Raw genomic sequence first — 14513 nt, 5'->3', positions numbered from 1 at the left:
TAAAAATAGAAAAGTCAACATAAAACAAAAAAATAATCATAAAAATCAATGTTGTACGAAAACGCACAATAAATTCACCTTGACACTAATACTGGTTACATGTACAGTATTCAATAAAGCTAGTGACCGACTAGGTTTATGTATTTTTGCTTCGCAAACATAAACGTCGGCCTTGCAGGACTGGAGAAAAGAGATAATCTGCCTTCAGCATCATGGATATCAAAAATAAATTTTTAACTATCCAAGGTGATAAAATGCAAAATAGCTATCAATTCATACATTTTGAAACATACGCTGATGTTCCTAGGAAGAACAGTAAGAGACCTTCCGCGGAAGCGGTTGCACGAGAGTGTCAACGTACAGAAAACTCATATCCGCACATAACAAGCCCCCAAGAGCCAATATTACTTTATGGTGTAAAGCCTCTTGAAGCTTTGGAAAAGGCAAAGTTGCTAGCTGCAAACAGTAAAGACCGTTTAGGTAGGAAAATTCGAAAAGATGCGCAAATAATAGGGTTTGGAGTTGCCTCGATTAAGGTTGAGTCTACTCTTGAAAATTGGCACTCACGTGAAGTTCAATTGTGGGTTAATGACACAAAAAAATTTTTAAAAGATCAACTTGGTGATAGCTTCGTATCTCTCGAAGCCCATTTGGACGAGCGCTGGATTCATCTGCATTTCGGAGCGACGCCTAAGCTAAATGATGACGGTAGTATTAACTTAACGTCGTTTCATCCCGGCCTTGAAGCCCAGAGAGCGTGTAAAAGCACCAAAAAGAGCACCAAAGATTACGCCTACAAGTCTGCTATGCGTACTTTTCAAGATAACTATTATGCTTCAGTAAGCTTAAAACATGGACAGCTCAGATTTGGGCCTAAACGACGTAGATTAAGTCGAGCGGAGTGGTATGCTCAACGAAATTATGCAGCCTTGCTAGCTAAAATTTTTAACACACAAAATGAGTTAATAGGCTCTCTAAAAAACAAGCTAAAGAAAGCAAAGGTGATGCTAAGAGAGTTTCTCCCTCCAAGTATTTTTAAAAGTAGTATGCCTTTGTCTCAAGATAAGGAGCTTAATTCTCATGATTAATTTAACTGAACTTGAATCACAACTTGAGTTATACGCGATGCTTTTTACTGAACATCAACCAAGCAACACAAAGTCTTTAAGCTATCAACTTTTTATGCAAGTCAACGCAATAATTCAAAAGCAAATAGCATCAATCAGTGATCTTGATGATCTGAATAATTCTATTATCCTTATCGATAAGTTTATAAGGCAATTAAAAGCAGAATATGGACATATAAACTCTAACTTAAACGAGTTGGAATACCCGAATTTCATTTCTAAATTGTCGTCAATAAAAGTTGGAAGTTTAATTGTTGGCTACCATCGTTCAATCACACACTTGCTTAAGTTACTTTTATTTATTTTTTCGCATTCTGATGACTCTAAAAGAGCTGCTTCGTTACTTGACGAACACTTAAAAAGATTTATTAAGGATCTCCAGACAGAATTACCTCAATTAAAAAAATTTCAAGATATAAAAAATTTCGAAATTAGCGATCAAACTAAGTTGTTAAAGAGCATTAAGCAAAAGCAGCTTGATATAATATTTGATGATGAATATTAAACTATAGTGGCTAGCTATCGAGCTAACCACTATATAGATAGTACTGCCTGCGGTAGCAGGGGATTGTTTATTAAGAATCGCTAGTTAAGTCTTTTGTCACAAACTTCACAATATCAATGTGTTTATTAGCGAGTGAATCTTTAACGATCTCAACTTTACAACTACCACCACGATCAGCTTTTGTTCGCATAATGCTAGATAAATACCAATGCTTTTTGCCACGCTTAATATAACATTGAGTATGCTGGGGAACACCTCGGTACTCGGGCTTAAATGCCATGTACTTAGGTTTTACCAAGGCCAAAATATTCTGCCGATTTTGCTTTCGTAGTAGTCGCTCTAATATTGATTCGGCAATGTGCGATGCTGCTTCTAAATCTTTATAGCTCAGTGTTCTTACTTTGCACCCAGCTTGCAATTGAGCGAAATACTGATCGATTAAGTAAGCATTGTCCTGAGTAATGCTGATTTGTCTCATTACTTCACCTCTTTTGATTTAGCTTGATCTTTAAGAGACTGAAGTCCTGAATTATTCAAATCTTTAGATAACTCAAATGCTTGAAATACTATTCGAACGTCATGCTTAAAAACATCATGTAGACTGAATTCATCAAAAGTAATTTCTTTGAATGCTGTAAGTATTTCAATTATTTGGTTGTTTGAAAAAAGAGAATCGTTTGCAATTTCGAAAAGGAAAAATCGTGTTCCGATGAATGCTAACTCTTCATCCGATAGACAATTTTTCAATTCATTAACCGTAATTTTATAAATTTTATTTAGTCGCGAAATCTGATTATTCATTACGCAGCCTCCTTTTCACATTCATCTAACCAAGCTTCTATTGTTTCTTTGCGCCAACCAATAAATAATCTCCCTTTCTTCATGGGCTTAGGCAATACACCTGCCTGAATGTACCTCCAAATTGTCACCTTGCTTTTACCTAGAATTAGCTCTAGATCATTGAAGTTTAATACTAATTTGTTTTCCATTGATAATTCCTCTTGATTTAATTTACGGGTATAAATTAACGTGAGAAAATGTTGCTGTATAAGCCATCAAAATTGGCTGGTACATGGGACTATTTTTTTTAACTGAGATGTGGTATGGCAACTGAAGTTGATCGGCTTAAAACAGCGTTTTGGTGTCGTTTTTTATTCAAAAAATGGGGAGTCCAAAGCCCTCAAGAATTAACAAATTATCGCTCTAAAAGAGCGGTATTAAACAAGCAAGTTTTGAAGGTAGATGAAATTGTAGGTATCTATGAAGGCTCAAAAATTGAAAATGAAGCAAGGAAACTGTTGCTTAATACAGATCTAAGAAAATGGCGTGATTACTTTTTTGGAAAAAGATCTCCAACAATGGATTTTGTCTACCAAGTTGAAAAGTTAGTGCCGGGAAGTGCTTTCTTTTACACCGATGGAGCACAAGGTATGTTCAATATAATGTCGGCAGAAACTCCTGATCTAGCTATAGAAATATTTAAGGATAACTTACTAATTGCATTAGAAAAATCAGAAGGTACTGACTTTTATAAAGACGAGCTTATTGGATTTAACTTAAGCGAAAACGAGCCCCCTTCCCCTAAATATCAACGTATTAGTATTACAGATGAAGAAATAGAGTCAATTGAGGCAGACAATTGGTTAGATGAGTTTAGAGCTATGGGTTCTTATCTGCCAAATATAGACTCTTTTTTTCTAGGCTTTCCAATAGCTGAAATTGAAAATTTATATATTAATATTGCTTATGAAATATTCAGAGCTAGGTTTTTAACTGACAATGATAGATATCATAATTTAGCTAAAATCTTTTTTGCTAAATCACAAATTGAAGCCCTATATAACTTTGAATTAAATATGGGTATTCCAAGTCAATTGTGGTTAGAAGTACCATGTATTAAGTCTGCATCTGATTGGTATAACAAATTTATTGCGACAGCTAACTAAAACTAGTTTACAAATACCCTGACTTTAACTCTTCTAAGTGATCCGCCCAATATTGCATCATTGCTCTACGTTGAGATAAATATTTTGCTCTGTTATAGGTTCTAGATGTTACCGTTCCTGTAAGGTGAGCTAATTGCATTTCAACCACGATATCATCCCAGTCTTTTTCATTAAGAATTGTTGATGCCGTACTTCTAAATCCGTGTGCAGTCATTATATCTCCGCTATACCCTAGAGCTTTGAGTCTGTTCGTCAATACATTTTTACTAATTGGTTTATCACTATTTTGACTGTTAGGAAATATATAGGGTGAATACCCAGTTACTTTATTCAATTCATTCAACTGTAAAATGACTTGTGTTGATAATGGAACCAAATGATCTCGTTTACTTTTCATCGTTTCAGCAGGGATTCTAATGAGCTTTTCTTTAAAGTCGACATAATCCCATCGTAAATTTCGCAACTCATTCGGCCTCAAAAATACTCTTGGTAGTAATTTCAGTGCCTCAACAGTACAGTACGTACCTGACTCAGATGTATCAATGTCAAATATCAATTTACCTAAAGATTTAGGCTCTAAAATAGCAGCAAAAGACTTCACCGCAGGAAGTGGAGATATAACATCCATCAATGGAAAGCCTTGGGCTGGGTTGCGTTTTGTAAACCTTAACGCTAAAGCACGGCCAAAAACCCTACGAACAATAGACAAAACTACCGGTGCTTTTTTAATATTTCCGGAAGACTCTATTGATATCATTAATTCTGTTATATGTCCTTCATCAATTTCATTGACATTAAGTGGCAACAAGATTTTGCAATCTTTGGTAATCCAGCGTTTGACCTTTTTAGCATAATCCTTACTCCACTTATCTTTGCGTTGTTCCCACCAACTTAAAGCGACCGTGCCAAATGTTCTATCACCAAGGTTTATTGCGGCCTTCTCAGACTTTCTGATAACCGCAGGATCCTTTCCAGCAGCAACAAGCTTTCGCTGCACATCAGCCTTTTCTCTAGCATCATGCAGGCTAACTGTAGGGTATTTACCTAACGCTATTTCGTTTCCCTTCCCCTGAAACTGATATCGGTATCTCCAGAGTTTGGAGCCACTACTTTTTATCAACAAATACAAACCATTACCATCGTAAAGTTTGGTTTGATTCCGACCCTCAGGGCATGTTTCACTGGCTATTTTCGAGTCTTTAAGAATTTTTTCCATTTTTAATAAGGGTTTAAATTAGGGTATTAAATTATTTTTATATCATTTTTCTGACATTATCAATTTATAATTACCCTAATCTGTACCCTAGAAAATTGAAATTGAATGAATTAATTTGAAACAAATTGAAATCAACCCATACAAAAAAGCCCCGAATTTCGGGGCTTTAATTGATTTTCTGTATTCAAGTGAATTTACTTGAAATGAGTGTGGGAGGTTTACATCATGCCGCCCATGCCACCCATGCCACCCATACCGCCCATATCTGGTGCAGCTGGCGCATCTTGAGGGATTTCAGCAACCATAGCTTCTGTAGTGATCATAAGACCAGCAATTGATGCTGCGAATTGTAATGCTGAACGCGTTACTTTTGTTGGGTCAAGAATACCCATTTCTAGCATATCGCTGTATTCGCCAGTTGCAGCGTTATAACCGTAGTTACCTTCACCTGCTTTTACTGCGTTAACAACTACTGATGCTTCATCACCTGCGTTAGAAACGATTTGACGAAGTGGTGCTTCCATTGCACGTAGAGCAACTTTAATACCGTGGTTTTGGTCTTCGTTGTCACCTGTTAGGCTTTCGATTTTGCTAGCAACACGTACTAGAGCAACACCACCACCTGGTACTACACCTTCTTCAACCGCTGCGCGCGTTGCATGTAACGCATCTTCAACGCGGTCTTTCTTCTCTTTCATTTCAACTTCAGTAGCAGCACCTACTTTGATTACTGCAACACCACCAGCTAGTTTAGCTTGGCGCTCTTGTAGCTTTTCTTTGTCGTAGTCTGACGTTGCTTCTTCGATTTGTGCTTTGATTTGGTTAACACGTGCATCAATTGCGCCTTGCTCACCAACACCATCGATAATTGTTGTATCATCTTTAGTGATAACAACGCGCTTCGCTGAACCTAAATCTTCAAGCTGTGCTTTTTCTAGGTCAAGACCCACCTCTTCAGAGATTACTGTACCGCCAGTTAGAATTGCGATGTCTTGTAACATTGCTTTACGACGGTCGCCAAAACCAGGTGCTTTAACCGCTGCAACTTTCACGATACCGCGCATGTTGTTAACAACTAATGTTGCTAGTGCTTCGCCTTCTAGGTCTTCAGCAATAATAAGTAGCGGCTTGCTTGCTTTTGCAACAGCTTCAAGTGTTGGTAGAAGCTCACGAATATTAGATACTTTTTTGTCTACAAGTAGAATAAATGGGCTATCTAGTTCAACTACACCTTTCTCAGCATTGTTGATGAAGTAAGGCGATAAGTAACCGCGGTCAAACTGCATACCTTCAACAACGTCTAGTTCGTTTTCAAGTGCTTGACCGTCTTCAACAGTGATAACACCTGACTCACGACCAACGCGCTCCATTGCATTTGCAATGATGTCACCGATTTCTGTGTCTGAGTTAGCTGAAATAGTACCAACTTGTGCAATTGCTTTTGTGTCTGCGCATGGAACAGATAGTGCTTTAAGCTCTTCTACCGCTGCTGCAACTGCTTTATCAATACCGCGCTTAAGGTCCATTGGGTTCATACCCGCAGCTACTGATTTAAGACCTTCGTTTACGATTGATTGTGCAAGTACAGTTGCTGTCGTTGTACCGTCACCCGCTGCATCGTTTGCTTTAGATGCAACTTCTTTAACCATTTGTGCACCCATGTTTTCGAACTTGTCTTCAAGCTCGATTTCTTTCGCAACTGATACACCATCTTTAGTGATTACTGGTGAGCCGAATGACTTGTCTAAAACAACGTTACGGCCTTTTGGACCAAGTGTAACTTTAACTGCATCTGCTAATACATTTACACCCGCTAGCATTTTAGCGCGAGCATCACCTGCAAAACGTACGTCTTTTGCTGCCATGATTTAATTCCTTAAAATTCTGTTAAAACCGATAATTTAAAAACGAAAAATTAACCAACAATACCTAAGATATTGTCTTCACGCATGATCAAGTATTCTTGACCGTCGATTTTCTCAGTTTTTTCTACGTAAGAGCCGAAAAGTACTGTGTCACCAGCCTTAACTTCTAGTGCACGCACTTCGCCGTTCTCTAACACGCGGCCATTGCCCGCTGCAACAACTTCACCACGTGAAGATTTTTCGGCAGCCGAACCTGTAAGTACGATACCGCCTGCTGATTTAGTTTCTTCTTCAAGACGCTTTACGATAACGCGATCATGTAATGGACGAATGTTCATTATGGGTTTTTCTCCTGATTTAATTTTCTATCTCAGAAATAAGGCCTAAAGGCCCAAAAAAGTTAGTTATGCAATTTATGGGGATTAAAAAATAGATCCCAAGGGGTTTATTGCAAATTTTTTAGTCTTTTCGCTCAAACTCACCCTCTAATGTATTAGACGGTTTATTTGATTGAATATGTGTTTCAGTAAATTGCTCACGCTCAGGTGACTGAGTGTGTGTGAAAGATGAATAATAAAAGCCACCACCTTGCTGTGGATTGGTCATTTTCACCTTAGCTTGCGACATTAAATTAGCTGCAAGACGCTTACGCACAACTGGGGTTAGTAACAAAAAGCCAATGACGTCGGTCATAATACCTGGGGTTAATAACAACACACCGGCAATAATCACACATAAACCTGCAAACAACTCTTCTGCCGGCATTTGCCCTTGCGCCATTTGAACTTGCACGTTTTTCAGCGCATCTGTTCCCTGTTGCTTTACTAATTTAGCACCGACAAAAGCAGTTACAATAACAAGCGCAATGGTACTCCAACCACCAATCACTTCGCTTACCTGAATAAGTAGAGCTATTTCAATAATCGGGATAACAATAAAAAGAAAAAATAAGGCTTTAAACATAGCGCTTCCTTAAAAATAGATGAAATGAATATTGGGGTTTTCTGGTCTTAATTCAAGCTTAGGAAAAATACAGCTTAAAGAATCACTCTTTTCGCTGTTATCTAATCACCCTGTTTTAATGATCATTCATGATATTTAATGTATAAAATGTGAGACTTACACATTTTCTGAAGGTTCAGTATGGCTAATTATCAATTAGTACTAACAACGTGTGCAACAAAAGATGACGCACATGCCATTGCAAAAACACTGCTCACAAAGAAACTTGCTGCCTGTGTAAATGTCTTACCGCAAGTTGAATCTTTTTACATGTGGCAAGGTAAAATGGCACACGATACGGAAATTAAGCTGTTTATAAAAACCCAAGCGGCAAAAACTCACGTATTAATCGACACATTAAAACAGATCCACCCGTATGATGTGCCTGAAATTCAAGTGATTAACATCACTGATGGCAATGACGAATATTTTAGTTGGATAGATGAGGTACTCGCGTAATGCGCTTTATAACTTTTGGCTGTGTGTTGTTATTAAACACGCTTTTTGCCTTTTTAGGTCAACCGGCAAACGCCAATACCACCTTTAATGATCTTATAAAAACCAGTCAACCTCAGTTTTTAAAGGTCGATGAAGCATTTAAAATCGATTTTGATCAGCAAGGCTCAACCTTATTTATAGGCTGGGATATTGCTGATGGTTATTACCTTTATAAAGAAAAGCTAGAATTTGTTGCCAAAGGTGCTGAGTTAACACTGCCAAAATTACCTAAAGGTAATGACCACGAAGATGAGTACTTTGGTAAAACGCAAGTGTATTTTAATGAGCTCACTACAGTCTCTAAACTCGATAATGTAATAGAGGGTGCTTACGTAAAAGTACGCTACCAAGGCTGTGCAGAAGCGGGGCTGTGTTATCAACCTGTCATTGTGGAAATTCCACTAACGGCTTTCCAAAGCTCATCAGCTGACAAAACTACAAACGATAGTATTTCAGAAGCACCAGTAACGCCTTCAAATGAATCTAACAGTGAGTTATCACTTACAGACAAGTTAAACCAGCAAAGCTTACTAACTAATTTAGCCATCTTTTTTGCATTGGGTTTAACACTGGCCTTTACACCGTGCGTATTCCCAATGTTCCCTATTCTTTCAAGCTTAATTGCAGGCCAACAAGGGTTATCAACTAAACGCGCGTTCACCTTATCATTTGTCTATGTGCAAGGTATGGCGATTACCTATGCGCTGCTTGGTTTAGTGGTAGCATCACTTGGCGGGCAAGTACAAGGATATATTCAGCACCCTGCAGTACTGATTAGCTTTAGTATTTTGTTTGTGTTGTTAGCACTTTCAATGTTTGGCTTATATGAATTCAAATTGCCAGAAAGTTGGATGACGCGCTTAACGCAATTATCGAATAACCAAAAATCGGGCAACTACCTTGGCGTATTTATGATGGGTGTATTGTCTGGTTTAATCGCCTCGCCATGCACTACAGCGCCATTATCTGCTGCGTTATTATATGTTGCACAAAGTGGCGACTACTTTGTCGGTGGCATTACGCTGTATGTGCTAAGCCTTGGTATGGGTATTCCACTTCTGTTATTAGGTACCTCTGGCGGTAAGTTATTACCAAAAGCAGGCGCTTGGATGGAGCAAGTAAAAACCTTATTCGGCTTTATTATGCTAATGGTACCGCTGATTTTATTAGAGCGCATCGTACCTTGGCATATTATTGTAATGATTGGTTCAGGCTTATTATTAGTAACTGGGGTTTACCTTTATTACTGGCATACTCTTACTACAAATAACAAAGGCAAAACTGCGCTCTGGTTAGTTTCGTTTGTAATGGTGTTTAGTGCACTTACGTCAATTAGTCAACAAATTTGGCCATCAGACTCTGCGAAAGTAACAGCAAACACATCTGCGGATGTACACGGCCAGTTTATTCACGTTACTAACTTAGAAGAGCTGGATACAGAAGTGACTAAAGCAGCAGCACAAGGAAAGCTTGTGATGTTTGATTTATACGCTGACTGGTGTGTTGCTTGTAAAGAGTTCGAAAAGTACACTTTCCCAGATGCTGACGTGCAAGCAGCGTTTAAAGACTATGTATTAATTCAAGCTGATTTAACTGAATCAAATGATACCACTATCGCCTTTATGGAACGCTTTGATGTATTCGGCTTGCCAACAATTTTATTCTTTGACCGTCAAGGCAAAGAGTTACCTGACCATCGCGTTACTGGTTTTCAAAATGCTGATGAATTTTCAGCCCACTTAAGCGCCCTTTCTAATAAATTCTAACTACCCCGGTCTAATCAGCAAACCATCCCCCCTGCTGATTAGACCAGTATTTTGCTGCTATATTCTGCGAACTCTCTATAATAATACGCCATCGTGAGAAAAACTTGCTATTTACCACGACAAACCTTAAGTTAAACGTGGAATTTACAAAAAATAGCAAACCTCAATGATTTAATAGGAAGTTCACGAAAGATGACTGCACGTTTACGAGTTTTAGTATTAAATGGCCCAAATTTAAACATGTTGAGCAAACGCGAACCTGAAATATACGGTGCGCAAACATTAGCTGAAATAATGCAACACTTAACTCAGTACGCAGATTCAAACAACGTGGCACTGACGCACTTTCAAAGTAATAGCGAAGCCGAATTAATCTCGACGATTCATTCAGCATTTGAGCAGGTTGATTTTATTATTATTAACCCTGCCGCATTTACGCATACCAGCGTAGCACTGCGCGACGCATTACTCAGTGTAGCGATTCCTTTTGTTGAGGTACATCTGACAAATATTTATCAAAGAGAAGCGTTTCGCCATCACTCCTACTTTAGTGATGTTGCAAAAGGCGTTCTTTGCGGATTTGGTGCGAACGGTTACAAAATGGCATTAGACGCTATCTTGGCCGATCGCTAAACACACATTTAAATAAAATATTATAAGGCGGGTCGTTAGAATGGATATTCGCAAAATCAAAAAGCTTATTGAACTTGTTGAAGAATCAGGTATTGCTGAATTAGAAATCACGGAAGGTGAAGAGTCGGTACGTATTAATCGTCATAGCTCTGCACCAATGGCTGCTCCAGTTCATTACGCTGCGGCTCCTGCTGCTGCGCCAGTAGTAGCTCCGGCAGCGGCACCTGTTGCAACTGAAGAATCAGCAGCACCTGCTGTTGTTTCAGGCCATCAAGTTAAATCACCAATGGTAGGTACATTCTACCGCGCATCTTCACCTGAAGCGGCATCATACGTAGAAGTTGGCGACACAGTAAGTGTTGGCGACACATTATGTATCGTAGAAGCAATGAAGATGATGAACCAAATTGAATCTGATAAAGCGGGTGTTGTTAAAGCGATCTTAGTAGATAACGAAGATGCTGTTGAGTTCGACCAACCTCTATTTGTAATCGAATAACACACGCAGAAGGCAACCCTTATGTTAGATAAAGTTGTAATTGCAAACCGCGGCGAAATCGCCCTGCGTGTGCTGCGTGCATGTAAAGAGCTCGGTATAAAAACTGTTGCTGTGCACTCAACTGCAGACAAAGACCTAAAACACGTTTTACTTGCAGATGAAACCATTTGTATTGGTAAGCCACCTGCATCTGAAAGCTATTTAGATACAACACGTATCATTGCGGCGGCAGAAGTAACTGACGCTGTAGCAATTCACCCAGGTTACGGTTTCCTATCAGAAAATGCCGACTTTGCTGATCAAGTAGAGCAAAGTGGTTTTATTTTCATTGGCCCGAAAGGCGACACTATTCGCATGATGGGTGACAAGGTTTCAGCAATCGACGCTATGCGTAAAGCCGGCGTTCCTTGTGTTCCAGGTTCTGATGGTCCACTTACAGACGACAGCGAGCGCAACAAGCAAATCGCAAAACGCATTGGTTACCCAGTAATCATCAAGGCAGCTGGCGGCGGCGGTGGTCGTGGTATGCGTGTAGTGCGTAGCGAAGAAGAGCTAATCGATTCAATTGCATTAACGCAAACAGAAGCGAAGCAATTCTTCAATAATGGCGTTGTTTACATGGAGAAATTCCTTGAAAACCCACGTCACATTGAAATTCAAGTTCTTGCTGACGGCCAAGGCAATGCGGTTCACTTAGGTGAGCGTGATTGTTCAATGCAACGTCGCCACCAAAAAGTGGTAGAAGAAGCACCTGCGCCAGGTATTACAGCAGAAATGCGTAAAAACATTGGTGAACGCTGTACACGTGCATGTGTTGAAATTGGCTACCGCGGTGCAGGTACATTTGAGTTCTTATACGAAAATGGTGAGTTCTACTTTATTGAAATGAATACACGTATTCAGGTAGAGCACCCAGTAACTGAAATGGTTACTGGCATCGATCTGATCAAAGAACAGCTAAAAATTGCAGCTGGCCAACCATTATCAATTACTCAAGATGATATTGTTATTCGCGGCCATGCGATTGAATGCCGTATCAATGCGGAAGACCCTGAAACCTTTATTCCATCACCAGGTAAAATCACACGATTCCACCCTGCTGGCGGTTTAGGTATTCGCTGGGACAGCCACATTTACGCTGATTACTCAGTACCACCGCATTACGATTCAATGATTGGTAAGCTTATCACTTACGGTGAAAACCGTGACGTAGCGATTTCACGTGCTAAAAACGCACTGAACGAGCTTGTAATTGATGGTATAAAAACCAACACCCCGCTTCACAAGAAAATTCTTGCTGATGAAAACTTCCATAATGGTGGCACAAACATCCACTATTTAGAGAAGAAATTAGGGTTGTAAATCCTTAGAAAAAAGCCAGCAGTTGCTGGCTTTTTTATTTCTCTAATTTTGACTTGTACAGTTGCGAACATTTAATAATCAATTGATTAATAAAATACATTTTTTACCCTATTGGCTAGTGACAAGGCAATTAAAAGTTCTTATACTTCTCACCGCTTAGTTATTACATAACTATAACTAACGCGTCTTAAATGGCCCTATAGCTCAGTTGGTTAGAGCACACGACTCATAATCGTTAGGTCCCTGGTTCGAGTCCAGGTGGGGCCACCATTTTATTATTGTTCCAAAACGCAAAAATACTCTCAAATATTCGCACCCTAATGCTGTAAATCGTCTAGCTATTTGTGTTTTCAAATCATTTTTATCTGCTTAGTAGAAATATTTAACTACGGCTATCAACCACTTCAATCCGGCAATAAAAATAACAACCTGTTTACATTTGTTTATATTTCAGATGATTAAGATGTGGACGCAGAACAAAAAATGAGCAAGTATAAATTTACTTAGATAACAACTAAGTACTCTTTTTGGGTAGCAGCAAACATTTAGAACAGAATTTATAATAAGGATGCGGAATGATCAGCTTAATTCTATATTTCACACTGCAGTTACAAGCAAGTGGCATTGCTATGGATACAGGCGCAATACTTTCAGATGTTGGTGGTGCGGAAATTATGGCGTCAAATCCAAAAGATAAACCTCAAAGACCAACTAAGCCACCAGAGTAATACTGGATTATTGGAATAAAAAAGGCGCTTTAAGCGCCTTTTTTAAAATGCAGAATCTGCTGGGTAATTTCTACCATAAAATATTTCATGCATTTCGCGTGAAAGCTTGTGGCGAATTTCCTGCTGCTCATCTTCAGATAAATCATCTGTTGTAATACCGAATAAATACGCATTTAAGTCGGTTTCTTTAAGCATCATTTTGGTATGGAACAGGTTTTCTTGGTATACATTCACGTCAATCATTTGATACGCGTCTTGCGTGTCTTCAGTCATAAAGTTCTGAATTGAATGAATATCATGATCAATATAGTGCTTTTTGCCATCTACGTCACGCGTAAAGCCGCGCACACGATAATCAATCGTCACAACATCAGACTCTAATGAGTGAATTAAGAAGTTCAACGCTTTAAGTGGTGAGATAACACCACAGGTTGATACTTCAATATCCGCTCGGAAAGTACAAATACCGTCATGAGGATGCTCCTCAGGGTATGTGTGTACACAAATATGGCTTTTATCTAAGTGTGCAACAACTGAGTCTGGTAATGGACCTGGCTCCTCTTGCTGAGCTGTCGCATCGGCCACTGGCTCTTCAGAGATAAGAATAGTTACACTAGCACCTTGAGGGTCGTAGTCCTGGCGAGCAACGTTTAGAATATTTGCACCGATGATATCAACTACTTCACCTAAAATATCGGTTAGGCGTTCAGCACTGTACTGTTCATCAATGTATTCAATGTATTCTTTACGTTGTTGTGGTGTCTTTGCATAACACACGTCATAAATACTAAAACTAAGGCTTTTTGTTAAGTTATTAAAACCGTGTAACTTTAGCTTTTTAAATGGCTTTGGCACTATAAACCACCCTCAATTGTATAAAATAATCGCGATTTCGCTTTTGAAGAGGGCGGATTTTATATGAAAATCCCCCCGCGCAAAAGTACTATTTTTGCTATTCTTCAATGATCTCGTAACTGTGTGTAATATCGACTGTTTTATCTAGCATAAGTGCTACTGAACAGTACTTTTCAGCTGACAAACTAATTGCACGTGAAAGATGTTTTTCAGACACATCTTTACCAGTAACTACAAAGTGTAGATTAATTTTAGTAAAAACTCGTGGAGTTGTTTCTGCACGCTCTGCAGAGAGCTTTACTTCAAGGTTGGAAAAGTTTTGTTTTGCTTTATTTAAAATGCTATAAACATCAACAGAAGAGCAGCAGCCGGCTGACATTAAAACCATTTCCATAGGGCTTGGCGCAGCGCTATCACTGCCTGTATCAAACACCACATTGTGGCCCGAGTTAGAAAGCCCAACGAAGGTATCTCCGTCGACCCATTTCACATTTGCTTGCATTGTTTACGC

The 14513-nt window shown here is 39.0% G+C and carries 18 protein-coding genes and 1 tRNA gene; 10 read left to right on the top strand and 9 right to left on the bottom strand.

From position 1 onward, the window contains the following. Window positions 1-212 precede the first annotated feature (212 nt). Complete coding sequence (locus tag AC2IOM_RS06360; RefSeq protein WP_486359443.1) at window positions 213-1088, top strand: plasmid recombination protein; 876 nt, start codon at window positions 213-215, stop codon at window positions 1086-1088. Beyond that, the gene (locus tag AC2IOM_RS06355; protein WP_486359442.1) at window positions 1081-1632 is read left to right on the top strand and encodes a hypothetical protein; all 552 of its coding nucleotides are present in this window, start codon (window positions 1081-1083) and stop codon (window positions 1630-1632) included. Before AC2IOM_RS06360 ends, AC2IOM_RS06355 begins: the two co-directional genes overlap by 8 nt. Before the next feature lie 70 nt (window positions 1633-1702). Here the strand turns inward: AC2IOM_RS06355 and AC2IOM_RS06350 are convergent, their stop codons facing one another. The 3 genes from AC2IOM_RS06350 to AC2IOM_RS06340 are packed head-to-tail and all read right to left on the bottom strand — an operon-like array spanning window position 1703 to window position 2621. After that, a complete protein-coding gene (locus AC2IOM_RS06350; RefSeq protein ID WP_486359441.1) occupies window positions 1703-2110 on the bottom strand; it encodes a hypothetical protein in 408 nt (135 codons plus the stop codon). Next, on the bottom strand, window positions 2110-2433 hold the full coding sequence (locus AC2IOM_RS06345; protein ID WP_486359440.1) for a hypothetical protein: 324 nt from the start codon (window positions 2431-2433) through the stop codon (window positions 2110-2112). The genes AC2IOM_RS06350 and AC2IOM_RS06345 overlap by 1 nt, the downstream gene beginning before the upstream one ends. Next, complete coding sequence (locus tag AC2IOM_RS06340) at window positions 2433-2621, bottom strand: helix-turn-helix transcriptional regulator (protein WP_486359439.1); 189 nt, start codon at window positions 2619-2621, stop codon at window positions 2433-2435. Before AC2IOM_RS06340 ends, AC2IOM_RS06345 begins: the two co-directional genes overlap by 1 nt. 114 nt (window positions 2622-2735) lie before the next feature. Between AC2IOM_RS06340 and AC2IOM_RS06335 the strand changes: the two genes are divergently transcribed. Further along, window positions 2736-3578, top strand: a complete 843-nt coding sequence (locus AC2IOM_RS06335; protein ID WP_486359438.1) for a hypothetical protein — start codon at window positions 2736-2738, stop codon at window positions 3576-3578. A gap of 7 nt (window positions 3579-3585) precedes the next feature. On the opposite strand, the gene AC2IOM_RS06330 is transcribed toward AC2IOM_RS06335, so the two are convergent. The 4 genes from AC2IOM_RS06330 to AC2IOM_RS06315 form a co-directional block, all read right to left on the bottom strand. Next, window positions 3586-4794, bottom strand: coding sequence for a tyrosine-type recombinase/integrase (locus AC2IOM_RS06330; protein WP_486359437.1), 1209 nt, complete (start codon window positions 4792-4794; stop codon window positions 3586-3588). A gap of 218 nt (window positions 4795-5012) precedes the next feature. Continuing rightward, window positions 5013-6659, bottom strand: a complete 1647-nt coding sequence (groL, locus tag AC2IOM_RS06325; protein ID WP_010562114.1) for a chaperonin GroEL — start codon at window positions 6657-6659, stop codon at window positions 5013-5015. Window positions 6660-6709: 50 nt separating this feature from the next. Then, window positions 6710-6997 carry a co-chaperone GroES gene (locus tag AC2IOM_RS06320; protein WP_010562115.1) on the bottom strand — a complete coding sequence of 96 codons (288 nt, stop codon included), beginning with the start codon at window positions 6995-6997 and terminating at the stop codon, window positions 6710-6712. A 121-nt stretch (window positions 6998-7118) separates the two neighbouring features. Next, entirely contained in the window at window positions 7119-7622 is a 504-nt protein-coding gene (locus AC2IOM_RS06315; RefSeq protein ID WP_486359436.1) for an FxsA family protein, read from the bottom strand. A 180-nt stretch (window positions 7623-7802) separates the two neighbouring features. Here AC2IOM_RS06315 and cutA point away from each other — a divergent pair, with 180 nt between their 5' ends. The 7 genes from cutA (at window position 7803) to AC2IOM_RS06280 (ending at window position 13147) form a co-directional block, all read left to right on the top strand. Continuing rightward, window positions 7803-8120, top strand: a complete 318-nt coding sequence (gene cutA, locus AC2IOM_RS06310; protein ID WP_100914188.1) for a divalent-cation tolerance protein CutA — start codon at window positions 7803-7805, stop codon at window positions 8118-8120. Beyond that, on the top strand, window positions 8120-9925 hold the full coding sequence (locus tag AC2IOM_RS06305) for a protein-disulfide reductase DsbD (protein WP_486359435.1): 1806 nt from the start codon (window positions 8120-8122) through the stop codon (window positions 9923-9925). The genes cutA and AC2IOM_RS06305 overlap by 1 nt, the downstream gene beginning before the upstream one ends. Window positions 9926-10117: 192 nt before the next feature. Further along, window positions 10118-10558 carry a type II 3-dehydroquinate dehydratase gene (gene aroQ / locus AC2IOM_RS06300; RefSeq protein ID WP_486359434.1) on the top strand — a complete coding sequence of 147 codons (441 nt, stop codon included), beginning with the start codon at window positions 10118-10120 and terminating at the stop codon, window positions 10556-10558. A gap of 40 nt (window positions 10559-10598) precedes the next feature. Then, window positions 10599-11057: an acetyl-CoA carboxylase biotin carboxyl carrier protein gene (gene accB / locus AC2IOM_RS06295; RefSeq protein WP_486359433.1), complete on the top strand. Its 459-nt coding sequence runs from the start codon at window positions 10599-10601 to the stop codon at window positions 11055-11057. 21 nt (window positions 11058-11078) lie between these two features. Beyond that, window positions 11079-12419 carry an acetyl-CoA carboxylase biotin carboxylase subunit gene (gene accC / locus AC2IOM_RS06290; protein WP_010562121.1) on the top strand — a complete coding sequence of 447 codons (1341 nt, stop codon included), beginning with the start codon at window positions 11079-11081 and terminating at the stop codon, window positions 12417-12419. A gap of 193 nt (window positions 12420-12612) precedes the next feature. Further along, window positions 12613-12689, top strand: a tRNA-Ile gene (locus tag AC2IOM_RS06285). A gap of 305 nt (window positions 12690-12994) precedes the next feature. Next, entirely contained in the window at window positions 12995-13147 is a 153-nt protein-coding gene (locus AC2IOM_RS06280) for a hypothetical protein (RefSeq protein WP_157813512.1), read from the top strand. A 42-nt stretch (window positions 13148-13189) separates the two neighbouring features. On the opposite strand, the gene speD is transcribed toward AC2IOM_RS06280, so the two are convergent. Both speD and AC2IOM_RS06270 read right to left on the bottom strand, forming a co-directional pair. Continuing rightward, the gene (speD, locus tag AC2IOM_RS06275) at window positions 13190-14002 is read right to left on the bottom strand and encodes an adenosylmethionine decarboxylase (RefSeq protein WP_100914192.1); all 813 of its coding nucleotides are present in this window, start codon (window positions 14000-14002) and stop codon (window positions 13190-13192) included. A 97-nt stretch (window positions 14003-14099) separates the two neighbouring features. Beyond that, a complete protein-coding gene (locus tag AC2IOM_RS06270; protein ID WP_486359432.1) occupies window positions 14100-14504 on the bottom strand; it encodes an OsmC family protein in 405 nt (134 codons plus the stop codon). Between the last annotated feature and the right edge of the window lie 9 nt (window positions 14505-14513).

It is taken from the genome of Pseudoalteromonas sp. NS-SX12 (assembly GCF_057367955.1).
The sequence above is the reverse complement of the archived record's forward strand: the minus strand, read 5'-3'. Positions and strand labels throughout refer to the sequence as shown.

What these genes read in the sequence shown, in the direction of transcription:
- AC2IOM_RS06360 (WP_486359443.1), top strand. Translation starts at nt 213, where the DNA reads ATGGATATCAAAAATAAATTTTTAACTATCCAAGGTGATAAAATGCAA.
- AC2IOM_RS06355 (WP_486359442.1), top strand. Translation starts at nt 1,081, where the DNA reads ATGATTAATTTAACTGAACTTGAATCACAACTTGAGTTATACGCGATG.
- AC2IOM_RS06350 (WP_486359441.1), bottom strand. Translation starts at nt 2,110, where the DNA reads ATGAGACAAATCAGCATTACTCAGGACAATGCTTACTTAATCGATCAG.
- AC2IOM_RS06345 (WP_486359440.1), bottom strand. Translation starts at nt 2,433, where the DNA reads ATGAATAATCAGATTTCGCGACTAAATAAAATTTATAAAATTACGGTT.
- AC2IOM_RS06340 (WP_486359439.1), bottom strand. Translation starts at nt 2,621, where the DNA reads ATGGAAAACAAATTAGTATTAAACTTCAATGATCTAGAGCTAATTCTA.
- AC2IOM_RS06335 (WP_486359438.1), top strand. Translation starts at nt 2,736, where the DNA reads ATGGCAACTGAAGTTGATCGGCTTAAAACAGCGTTTTGGTGTCGTTTT.
- AC2IOM_RS06330 (WP_486359437.1), bottom strand. Translation starts at nt 4,794, where the DNA reads ATGGAAAAAATTCTTAAAGACTCGAAAATAGCCAGTGAAACATGCCCT.
- groL (WP_010562114.1), bottom strand. Translation starts at nt 6,659, where the DNA reads ATGGCAGCAAAAGACGTACGTTTTGCAGGTGATGCTCGCGCTAAAATG.
- AC2IOM_RS06320 (WP_010562115.1), bottom strand. Translation starts at nt 6,997, where the DNA reads ATGAACATTCGTCCATTACATGATCGCGTTATCGTAAAGCGTCTTGAA.
- AC2IOM_RS06315 (WP_486359436.1), bottom strand. Translation starts at nt 7,622, where the DNA reads ATGTTTAAAGCCTTATTTTTTCTTTTTATTGTTATCCCGATTATTGAA.
- cutA (WP_100914188.1), top strand. Translation starts at nt 7,803, where the DNA reads ATGGCTAATTATCAATTAGTACTAACAACGTGTGCAACAAAAGATGAC.
- AC2IOM_RS06305 (WP_486359435.1), top strand. Translation starts at nt 8,120, where the DNA reads ATGCGCTTTATAACTTTTGGCTGTGTGTTGTTATTAAACACGCTTTTT.
- aroQ (WP_486359434.1), top strand. Translation starts at nt 10,118, where the DNA reads ATGACTGCACGTTTACGAGTTTTAGTATTAAATGGCCCAAATTTAAAC.
- accB (WP_486359433.1), top strand. Translation starts at nt 10,599, where the DNA reads ATGGATATTCGCAAAATCAAAAAGCTTATTGAACTTGTTGAAGAATCA.
- accC (WP_010562121.1), top strand. Translation starts at nt 11,079, where the DNA reads ATGTTAGATAAAGTTGTAATTGCAAACCGCGGCGAAATCGCCCTGCGT.
- AC2IOM_RS06280 (WP_157813512.1), top strand. Translation starts at nt 12,995, where the DNA reads ATGATCAGCTTAATTCTATATTTCACACTGCAGTTACAAGCAAGTGGC.
- AC2IOM_RS06270 (WP_486359432.1), bottom strand. Translation starts at nt 14,504, where the DNA reads ATGCAAGCAAATGTGAAATGGGTCGACGGAGATACCTTCGTTGGGCTT.